The organism is Piscinibacter sp. (assembly GCF_050175855.1).
GTDB lineage: Bacteria > Pseudomonadota > Gammaproteobacteria > Burkholderiales > Burkholderiaceae_C > Piscinibacter.
Genome location: NZ_JBFXIO010000174.1, coordinates 1 through 10179 on the forward strand (window position 1 = coordinate 1; position 10179 = coordinate 10179).

Sequence of the window (10179 nt, forward strand, 5' to 3'; positions counted from 1 at the left end):
GCTGAAAACGCGGGACGCACCGGGCTACTCGCCTCTGAAAGAGGCTTGGGCTCCTCGGGCATGAACAACTGTAGGTCGTGGCGTCGAGCGAGCCAACTCTGTTGACACTCGCGAATGCAACCTAACACCCGTACCTGGTGATGCCGTCGCGCTCCGGCGCCGATGGTCTCGGCGCGTTTTCCTACTACGACCACGTGTACCTGCCCGAGAGCAGCAAGGAGCTCGTGTGGCGCCATGACGGCCGGCGCTACAAGAGTCAGATCGTCTTTCGGGTAAACGGCAAGAAGAAGACCGAGGCCTTTCTTTTCGAGGAACGGGAGACGGGCTGGGCACCGGTGGTGCTGCAAGACGGTACGGTGTCCGATGGCAAGGTCGAGACCTACGAGAAGGCCGTTTCCGAAATCCTCTGCCCCCCGGACACGTTCTTCACGTCGGTGTTCTCTGCTCAGGGCAAACGACCGCTATCGGCCTTCAAGAACGCAGAGGTCAAGACGCTGTTGGCAGACCTGCTGGGCCTGGAACAGGTGCGCGAGCAGGGTGCGCTGGCAGCCGACGTGGTCAAGCAGCTCAAGGCGGGGCTTGCTGTGGTGCGGCAAGGCGCGGCCAGGGCCCAGGAGGATGCCGCGGGCGTGAAGCGCAGCCTGGCCGATCTCGACGGCACCGCAGAGGCCGTGCAAGCGGCGGCGGGCCAGCGTGTCGCGGCTGCGGCGCGCCTGGACGCGGCCCGGCAACGCATGGCCAAAGTGTCGGCGGAGCATTCGAATGCGGCCGAGACCGAGGTGCGGCGCCGTACGCTGGCGGAAGACGCGAAACGTGCGGGTGAAGAACATGCGGCTGGCGCGCGGCGGCTGGCACAGGAGGTGCCGCGGCTGCAGCAGCGGGAAGCGGTTCTTCAACAGCGGGTGGCCTCGCGGCGCCAGGCGCACGCGCAGCGACGCGCCCAGCTGCAGCGGGACATCGGTGCACTGACGGCAGTTGCCCAGCTCAGCGATGCGGTCGAGAAGGCCGCGGGGCGGCGCCCCTTCGCGCATCGTGTCGTGGTTCGCTGCCGTGGCATCGTGGCCCGTGCGCAGGAGAAGGTCGACGTGCTCGAGCGGGCCAAGGCGACACTTGCCGCGCGCCGGCGCGAGCTCGAATCGATCGACAGAGAGGCCGGGCAGGTCGCGCTGCGCCAAGCGGATCTGCAGCGCAGGTTCGGCCTCACGAGCAGCGTGCCCTGTGCCGGCATGGACATCCAGGGGCGGTGCCAGCTGCTGGGCGATGCGCGTGAAGCGAAGGCGCTGCTGCCGTCGGCGGACGCGGCTATCGCTGCGCTGGCCGAGAAGAAGCGCGCTGCAGGCGAGGCGATCGCCGACACCGAGAAGGCGGTGCGCGGTCTGCCCGCCGCGGCAGAGGCACGCAACCGCGCCGAGCAGGTGCTGGAAGCGGCGGAGCAGCGCCTGCGCGAACTTGAGCTGCTTTGCGCGCGCCAAGAGGAGGTGAGGCGCGCTGCGACGACGCTGTCGTCGCTGGTCGAGGATCTCGCAAAGCTGCCGGAGCAGGCCGACCCGGAGACCGACGAAGAACGGGCGGAGCGGGCCGACATTGCGGCGGCACGGCAGAGGGCCGACGAAGAGCTGCACCGGCTGTCGCAAGTGCGCGATGACGCGCTGGCACGCATCGCGGAGCAAGCGAGCCTGTTGCCGCCTGCGCTGGATCCTGCGCTGCTGGTGGCTGCAAAGCAGGAGGTGGAGGCGGCGGCTCAGGCGGTGGCCAGCGCCGAGCGCGCGGAGACGGCGGCGCGACAGCGCGACGAGCGCGCGAAGGCGCTTGGCGAGCAGCTCACTGGCTTGGCGAAGAAGGAGGAAGCGGCGGCGAAGTCGGCTGCGCGCGTCGAAGCCGAGCTCGCAACCTGGTCGCTCCTGGCGAAGTGCCTGAGCAACGATGGCGTCATCGCGCTGGACATCGACGATGCAGGGCCGACGTTCTCGGCTCTGGCCAACGAGTTGCTGCTGGCCTGCTACGGTCCGAGGTTCACGTTGCAGGTGATCACCCAGTCAAGCAATGGGAAGGGCGAGCTGCGGGAGGACTTCGACATCATCGTGCACGACGGATGGCGCGACGAGTCGAAGAGCTTGAAGCTGGTGAGCGGCGGCGAGCGCGTTTGGATCTCATGCCGATCTCGGCATGAGATCCACTATGCCGAGAACCCGGATATGCCGAGTTCGCGATCCGGCCGGCGTCCCCGCCCCTGCAACTGCGCCGCAGGTACCTGCGAAGCGATGCGGCATAACACGTCGGTATTCGGGACGATCGGCCCCGACGCGCGCGGCGGCAAGAGCCTCAGCCTGATGAGCGGCGGTGAGCGAACTTTCATCGACGCCTGCCTGACGCGCGCGATCGCCCTGTACTTGGCCCAGAACACCGGACGGCGATTCGACACGCTCTTCTCCGACGAGGCCGATGGGCCCCTCGACCCAGAACACAAGCGCATGTTCATGGCCATGAAGCGCGAAGTCCTTCGGCTCGGCGGCTACCGGCAAGAGTTCTTCATCACCCAGACTCCGCACCTCGCAACGATGGCCGATGCAATCATCGACCTCGACGCCATGCAGGCCGATGCGCATTCAGACGTTGCTCTGGTTGCTGAAGAAGCTCGTAGGTAGATGGGTTCAGTCGACGCTGTCGACGCTCCTCGAACTTCGACGCGCGCCACACAGGCACTCCTCACGCTGCGCTCCGAACGTACACGATGCGCGTAAAGCGAACGCTCGGATGCGAAGGCCGTACGTCAGTGCCCGGCCACAAGCCGTCGTTGACCCGCGTCAGCTGTCGGGTTGCGCGCCGGGCAGCCCTACAGCTTCTCGAGGATCGAATTGGCGTTGGCAGTCCACCTGAACGGCGAGCACTTGGCGTTGTGCGCGGTGACGAAGCGATCGATGCGCTGTACGACTTGATTGACGCTGGTAAACGAGCCGCGACGGATGGCCTTGTCCGTGATCAGCGAGAAGAATCGTTCGACCTGGTTCAGCCAGGAGCTGTAGCTCGGGATGAAGTGCATGTGCCAGCGCGGTGCCGGTGGCGCGGCTTGCACGCTGCCGGCACCGCCCCATTTAGCCCGTTCATCGCCGTGAACGGCGTGGTCATGCCGTGGCGCTTGTAGTCTTGGGTGCCAGGGCGCTGGTCCTGGGTTTCAGTCCATGCATTCGTCACTATCGCTTGTTTGCCGGCTGCCACTTGCCTGCCAGCTGAGCCTCCGGTGCCGCAACGTAGATATTGAACATGTCGATGTTTGCGACACAGCTCACCATCAAATCGACGAAGGCACGTACCTTCTTGCCCATATAGCGTTGGCGCTGGTATACGCAATAGATCCGCCTTGGCGCAGGCTTCCACGCGGGTAGCACCGGAACAAGCAGTCCGCGGCTTACCTCTGGCCGCACGAAGAAGTCCGGCATGAGCGCAAGGCCGAACCCGTCGAGGCAGAACGTCTTCATGATCCAGTAGTCATTGGTTGACAGCGCTGGGGACGGCGTGTAGGGACAACTACCGTTTGCGCCATGCAGTTGCAGCGGCTCCTTCTGCGATTCGCCCCGCATGACGATCGTCCTGTGTCGTTCCAGATCCTGCGGGGATTCCGGCGCCGGCTCGCGCGAAAGGTAGCGTGGGCTCCCATAAATGCTATAGCTCAGCCGCCCCAGGAGCTTGGCAACGAGGTTGGGATGGTCGGGCGGCGCCGAGCAGACATAACAATCCACGTCGTCCACCGATGGCGCCCCAATGTCACCCACTACATCGAGTTCGCACTGCACGTTCGGATGGTTGTCAAGGAACAGACGGACGACGTGGCAGACGAATGTCGTACCGAAATGAATGTCTGACAACAACGACAGCGACCCGGTGACACCCTCGTTCATGTTCTGCAGGAATGTCCGAGCAGCTTCCAGTCGACCGGTGACGTCGTCGAGCAGGGCCACCGAATGCATGAAAAAGGCGCGCCCCGCCTCTGTAGGTGTGACTCGTCGAGCGCCGCGCGTCAGCAGTTGCATGCCCAGTTCCGCCTCCAATCGGGCAACCTGCTTGCTCAAGGTGCCTTTGGGTACGCCGGAAACGGCCTCCGCTTTCGTCAGGCTGCCCTGCCTCACGACCGAAACGAACGCTTCGATCAATCGTAGGTCGGTTGTCATGGTCACTCCTCTGTTGGGCATCGAAGCCGATCGTTTCGAAAACGAAACGATACGTCGCCGAGCTCGATCTATCCCGATCGTCGCAAGGCTCCTACTATTTGACGCAGATCAAAGACGTCCGGAGAACACGATGAGGTCCATGATGCTTGAACAACTGAAATCCCTTGTCCGCCCGATCGCCGCGCTGTCCGCTGTCGTCGCGGCGGTCGTTGTCGCCGTCCCTTCTTTTGCAGCGGATCCGATGAAGGTCGGTTTCATCTACCTCGGTCCGGTTGGCGACACGGGCTGGAGCTACCAGCACGACCAAGGCCGCCTCGCGCTGGAGCGCAATCTCGGGTCGAAGATCAGCGTGCGCACTGTGGCCAACATCAACGAAGGCCCGGACGCTGAGCGCGTCGCGCGCGAATTGTCGATGGACGGATACAAGCTGATCTTCGCTACTTCGTTCGGCTACATGAAGCCGATCATGTCCGTGGCGGCCGAGAATCCAGGGACGACGTATCTGGTGTCCAGCGCTTACCTCAACGCGCCAAACTTCAGCGGCTACAACGCCAAGTGGCACGAGGGCGGATACCTCGCCGGCATCGTGGCGGGCAAGACCACCAAAAGCAACATCATTGGCTTCGTCGGCCCGCATCCGGTGCCTGACGTGATGTGGTACCTGAATGCGTTCACGTTGGGCGCACGCAGCGTCAATCCGATGGCGACTGTTCGGACAGTCTTTGTCAACAGTTGGTACGACCCTTCGCGCGAGCAGGAAGCGGGGAATGCACTGATCAATCAGGGGGCGGACGTGCTGACGCACTTCACCAACACGCCCGCCGTCGCCATCGCGGCCGAGAGCAAGGGCGTGGGGGTGATCTCTTTCCATTCCGACATGCGCCGCTTTGCACCGAAGAACTATCTGACAGGGCTGGTTCACGACTGGGGTGGCTTCTACACCAAGGTAGTTCAGAACGTGGCCGCAGGCAGCTGGAAGCCGAGCCCGTATATGGGTGGGGTGGCCGACGGCGTCGTCAAGCTCGCTCCTTTCGGACCGAGGGTGACGCAAGAGACTGCCGATCTGGTGACCGCCAAGCAGAAAGAGATCGCATCCGGACGGCTCAATGTCTTCAGCGGACCGATCAGAGACCAGAACGGCCAGGCTCGCGTCGCGGCGGGCAGCGTGTACGCCGATGCAGAACTGGGGAAGATGAACTGGCTCGTGGAAGGCGTTCTCGGTGGTACGTCGAAGTAGCGATCGAACATGAACACTTCGGAGTCCAAATGACGGAGAACTACTCGGACGGCTGGCACCCGGTGGTGCGAAGTGAAGAGCTGCGTCGCGGCGACAACATCGTCGCCGGATTCGCGGGAGGCTTCGAACTTGCGCTGTGGCGCGCGGCAAACGGCGAGGCGCAAGTGTGGGAGAACCGCTGCCCCCACCGAAGCGTGCGCCTGACCCTCGGTCAAGTGGTGGGTGATCGCATCTCGTGCGCCTACCACGGCTGGCAGTATGCCGCGGGCTCCGGACAATGCTCGGGCATTCCGGCCCATCCCGACATCGCGCCGCCGCGCAACGTCTGCGCCAAGACCTATCGGGTCGTGGAGGCGGCCGGGATGGTCTGGACTCGCCTCAACGACGACGAGGCACATGCGCCACCGGCGGACACTGTTCCTGCCTCTTGGAGCTTCTGCCGCAGCTTGGCCATACGCGCACCTGCTGCGACCGTGAGTCGTGCGTTGGGGCAGAGCGACTGGAAGGCCGGCGGGCCGGCACGCTATGGCCGGCTCGGCGGCGTCGAGGCCTGTGGGTTGCTGCTGGACGCACAACCGGAGCTCGCCCTGCTGCATCTGTGGACCGAAGCGCAGCCTGGCACGCCGCAAATGGCCGAGGCGCACGCGGGCGCTCGCCGCTTGCGCGCGTCCATCGAAGCGGCATCCCAACAAGCGAGGTAAGCATGGCATTCAAGACGGACGATCCGAACATGCTTAACGAGTGGCTGGTCGTCGGACCGATGCACTTCCTGGTGGGTACGTCAGAGCAAAGTCCGAAGACCACGACACTGCTTGGTTGCGAGATCACCCTGTGGCGTGCCGGCGACGGCAGCGCCGTTCACGGTCGGTGCGGCAGGGACGATTTGCTGGTCGACGTGCGCTATCACTACGTGTGGGTGTGCCCAAGCGGCAAGCCCAGTCGCGAGCTCTTCGCGTTTCCGGAGTACGACGAGCCGGGCAGGCGCATCGTTGACTGCGGCGGCATCGGAGTACACGTATCTGGGCTTCGAATCATCGAGAACTTCCTCGACATGGCGCACTTTCCCTATGTGCACACCGACTATCTGGGCAAGGTGCCTCACACCGAAGTGGCGGACTACAAGGTAGAGGTCGAGGCAACTACCGGGGAAATCTGGGCCACCGACTGCCGCTTCTGGCAACCCCGGACTTCGGCCTCAGCCAACGAGGGCATGGAGGCGCAATACAAGTACCGGGTGATGCAGCCGTTCTCGGCGATGCTCTACAAGAGCTGCGTTGCCTATGCCGATCGGCTCGATGCCCTCGGCCTTTTCGTGCAACCGGTGGACGAGACCCGGTCGATTGCCTACTGCCTCATCGTGTACTTCGACGATGAGACGAGCGACACCGATCTGATCGCGTTCCAGCACACGATCTTCGGGCAGGACAAGCCCATCCTGGAGAACCATCTGCTCAAACGCATTCCCCTCGAGGGGCGCCTGGAAGCGGCAACGCGCGCCGACATGACCGCTGTCACCTACCGGAAATCACTGCGGGACCGAGGCATGCGCTTCGGCGTGCATCCGCGGTGAGGGAGTTTGGGAGCTGACGATGGATCTGCATGAAGTCATCGTGCGCAGGAAGTGGATTGCGGCAGATGGCATTGCCGCGTTCGAGCTGGTTGATCCTGCAGGCAAGCGCATGCCTGCATTCACCCCCGGAGCGCACGTGGCCATTTCAGTGGGCCTGCCTTCTGGGGCGCGTCTGCTGCGTACCTACTCCCTGTGCAACGCGCCGGCCGAGAACGACTTCTACCTTCTGGGCGTCAAGCGCGAGCCGGCTTCGCGCGGCGGTTCCGTTGCAATGCACGAACGAGTGAAGGCTGGCGATGTGTTGCAGATCAGCCTTCCGGTTAACAACTTCCCGCTCGCGTCACAAGCGGACTCGCACTTGCTTCTCGGCGCCGGCATCGGCATCACGCCCCTGCTGTCCATGGCTCAACACCTCCACGCAGAGGGCAAGGCGTTTGCGATGCACTACTTCGCGCGGGGTGCTGATCACGTGGCCTTCCGCGATCGCCTTGCGCCTCTGGAGTCCGCTGGCCTGGTGCACTATCACCTTGGCTTGTCCAGTGGCGAAACTGAGGCGTGCCTGTGCTCGATCATGGCGGGCACGGACGATGGCCGTCACGCCTATGCCTGCGGGCCAGCGCCGTTCATGGATACGGTGCATCGACTTGGGGCTGAATCGTGGACCCCACAGCGGTTGCATTTTGAGCACTTTCAGGCGCCTGCGGAGGTGCCGAGTGCAGGCACACCGTTCGAACTCCGTCTCCGACGCAGTGGTCTGCATTGCACGGTCGATCCTCTCGAAAGCATTCTTTGTGCGCTGGGGCGCATCGGCGTCGAGGTGGACACGTCCTGCGAGCAAGGGGTGTGCGGCACGTGCCTGACCCGCGTACTGGCTGGAGAGCCGGAGCATCGCGACGCCTATCTCACCGACGCAGAGCGTGCGGCCAATGACCAGATGCTGATTTGCGTCGGGCGATCGCGCAGCCCGGTTCTCGAACTCGATCTCTGAAAGTGGGGCTGAGCATGATCAGGCTGTACGACTACGAACTGTCCGGCAATTGCTTCAAGGTGCGGCAGTTGCTTGCATGGCTGCGTCTCGAGTACCAGAAAGCGGCGGTGGACTTTCACCCGGGCAGGGAGCATAAGTCCGCTGCTTTCGTGGACCACATCAATCCGGTAGGCCAGATTCCGGTCATCGATGACGACGGGTTCCGGCTGCGCGATGCGCAGGCCATCATGGTTTACTTGGCCAGCCGCTATGACGAGCGACGTGAGTGGTATCCGGACGATCCGAAGCTGCGAGGCGAGATCACCGTGTGGCTCGCGACAGCCGATGAAACCACCCGCACAGCATCCGCTGCGCGCCTGCACGATGCCCTCGGGTACGACCTTGATGTCGAGGTTTGCCGCACTGGGGCCCGGGCGGTGTTCCGCGTGCTTGACGACCACCTCGCAGAGAGGGAGAGCGACGGCGCTCGGTGGCTGGTCGGGGACCGACCGACGATCGCCGATCTCGCTTGTTTCCCATATGCGGCCCTGGCGCAGGACGGCGGCATCGCCCTGGATGAGTTTCCTGCGCTTAGGCGTTGGATCTGGGACTTCCGCCACCTCCCGGGCTTCGTCGGCATGGCCGGAATCTTGGTTCCCGACCGTTCGATCGTTCCGATCGTTCGCCTCATGGCAGCCTGAAGGCAACACACGAGTGAGATGAAATGAAGACCCGAGCAGCAGTTGCATGGGAGGCAGGCGCACCGCTGAGCATCGAGACGGTCGACCTCGACGGCCCGCGCGAGGGCGAGGTGTTGGTGGAAATCAAGGCCACCGGCATCTGCCACACCGACTACTACACGCTCTCAGGCGCCGACCCCGAGGGCATCTTCCCAGCCATTCTCGGGCATGAGGGCGCCGGCGTCGTGGTCGACGTCGGTCCGGGTGTCTCCGCATTGCGGCCCGGCGACCATGTGATTCCGCTGTACACGCCTGAATGCCGGCAGTGCAAGTTCTGCCTGTCGCGCAAGACCAACCTGTGCCAGGCGATCCGCGCCACACAGGGCAAAGGCCTGATGCCCGACGGCAGCTCGCGCTTTTCCATCGGCGGCAAGCCGCTGTTCCACTACATGGGCACCTCGACGTTCGCCAACCACATCGTGGTGCCGGCCATCGCTTTGGCGAAGATCCGGCCCGACGCGCCCTTCGACAAGGTTTGCTACATCGGTTGCGGTGTCACCACCGGCGTCGGTGCCGTGATTTTCACGGCCAAGGTTGAGGCCGGTGCAAACGTTGTCGTATTCGGCCTTGGCGGGATCGGCCTGAACGTGATCCAGGCTGCGAAGTTGATCGGCGCCGACAAGATCATCGGCGTGGACCTGAACCCGGCGCGCGAGCCGATGGCGCGGAAGTTTGGCATGTCGCACTTTCTGAATCCGAAGGACCACGAGAGCATTGTCGACGCGATCGTGCAGCTCACGGACGGCGGTGCGGACTACAGCTTCGAGTGCATCGGCAACACGACGGTGATGCGCCAGGCGCTGGAGTGCACCCACAAGGGCTGGGGGCAAAGCATCATCATCGGCGTGGCCGAGGCTGGCGCCGAGATCAGCACCCGGCCCTTCCAGCTCGTCACCGGCCGGCAATGGAAGGGGTCGGCCTTCGGCGGGGCCCGTGGGCGCACCGACGTGCCGAGGATCGTCGACTGGTACATGGAAGGCAAGATCAACATCGACGACCTGATCACTCACAGGTTGTCGCTCGAGCGAATCAACGAAGGCTTCGATCTGATGAAGCGCGGCGAGTCGATTCGCTCTGTGGTGTTGTACTGAGCTCGCGCCAAGCTGCAGCTGCCATTGCCCCATACCGCAACCAGACCAGCGGCGAGAACGCTCCGCCGCCCCAACGGATTCACCGCAGGTCGAGCCAGTACGCCAATGTCAGCTTTGCGGCCAGCATTTCGCTGATGCGACCGACAGCTGCGGGTCGCGTGCCGAGGTACGCCGCCGGGCGTCGACGGGCAGCAGTACGACGCACACCGGAAGTTCGAGGCCAGACGACCGGAATGTGCGGTTCAGCGGTCGGCCGCATGGGTCCGGTGGGCAGTGCTTGACGGCCACATCCGGTCGCTGGCCATTGACGGCTTTCAGGTAGCCTCAGGCGCGTTGAATGCCGCGAGCCAGAAAACTCGCGAAGATCTCTGCGATCTGTTCGCCAGTGCGCTCACCCTGATTGTCGAA

General features: G+C 63.9%; 8 protein-coding genes and 1 pseudogene. 7 read left to right on the plus strand and 2 right to left on the minus strand.

All coding sequences use genetic code 11. The features are described from left to right. Positions 1–140: 140 nt before the first annotated feature. Positions 141–2645 (plus strand): DNA repair protein, encoded by a 2505-nt coding sequence (locus AB7U92_RS14160; protein WP_428577874.1) that lies wholly within the window; start codon positions 141–143, stop codon positions 2643–2645. Positions 2646–2833: 188 nt separating this feature from the next. On the opposite strand, the pseudogene AB7U92_RS14165 reads toward AB7U92_RS14160, so the two are convergent. Continuing rightward, positions 2834–3150, minus strand: a pseudogene (locus AB7U92_RS14165) (IS630 family transposase); the annotation flags it as partial. Positions 3151–3191: 41 nt separating this feature from the next. Next, a complete protein-coding gene (locus tag AB7U92_RS14170) occupies positions 3192–4166 on the minus strand; it encodes a LysR family transcriptional regulator (protein WP_428577877.1) in 975 nt (324 codons plus the stop codon). A gap of 142 nt (positions 4167–4308) precedes the next feature. Between AB7U92_RS14170 and AB7U92_RS14175 the strand changes: the two genes are divergently transcribed. From AB7U92_RS14175 to AB7U92_RS14200, 6 genes are read left to right on the plus strand one after another with little or no spacing between them, the layout of a single operon-like run. Next, on the plus strand, positions 4309–5403 hold the full coding sequence (locus tag AB7U92_RS14175) for a BMP family ABC transporter substrate-binding protein (RefSeq protein ID WP_428577880.1): 1095 nt from the start codon (positions 4309–4311) through the stop codon (positions 5401–5403). A gap of 29 nt (positions 5404–5432) precedes the next feature. Continuing rightward, positions 5433–6104 (plus strand): Rieske 2Fe-2S domain-containing protein, encoded by a 672-nt coding sequence (locus AB7U92_RS14180; RefSeq protein ID WP_428577883.1) that lies wholly within the window; start codon positions 5433–5435, stop codon positions 6102–6104. Between the two features lie 2 nt (positions 6105–6106). Next, positions 6107–6973, plus strand: coding sequence for an aromatic ring-hydroxylating dioxygenase subunit alpha (locus AB7U92_RS14185; protein WP_428577885.1), 867 nt, complete (start codon positions 6107–6109; stop codon positions 6971–6973). A gap of 19 nt (positions 6974–6992) precedes the next feature. Continuing rightward, positions 6993–7961: a PDR/VanB family oxidoreductase gene (locus tag AB7U92_RS14190; RefSeq protein WP_428577888.1), complete on the plus strand. Its 969-nt coding sequence runs from the start codon at positions 6993–6995 to the stop codon at positions 7959–7961. A 14-nt stretch (positions 7962–7975) separates the two neighbouring features. Next, complete coding sequence (locus tag AB7U92_RS14195) at positions 7976–8641, plus strand: glutathione S-transferase family protein (RefSeq protein ID WP_428577891.1); 666 nt, start codon at positions 7976–7978, stop codon at positions 8639–8641. Positions 8642–8664: 23 nt separating this feature from the next. After that, complete coding sequence (locus AB7U92_RS14200) at positions 8665–9771, plus strand: S-(hydroxymethyl)glutathione dehydrogenase/class III alcohol dehydrogenase (RefSeq protein WP_428577894.1); 1107 nt, start codon at positions 8665–8667, stop codon at positions 9769–9771. Positions 9772–10179 lie beyond the last annotated feature (408 nt).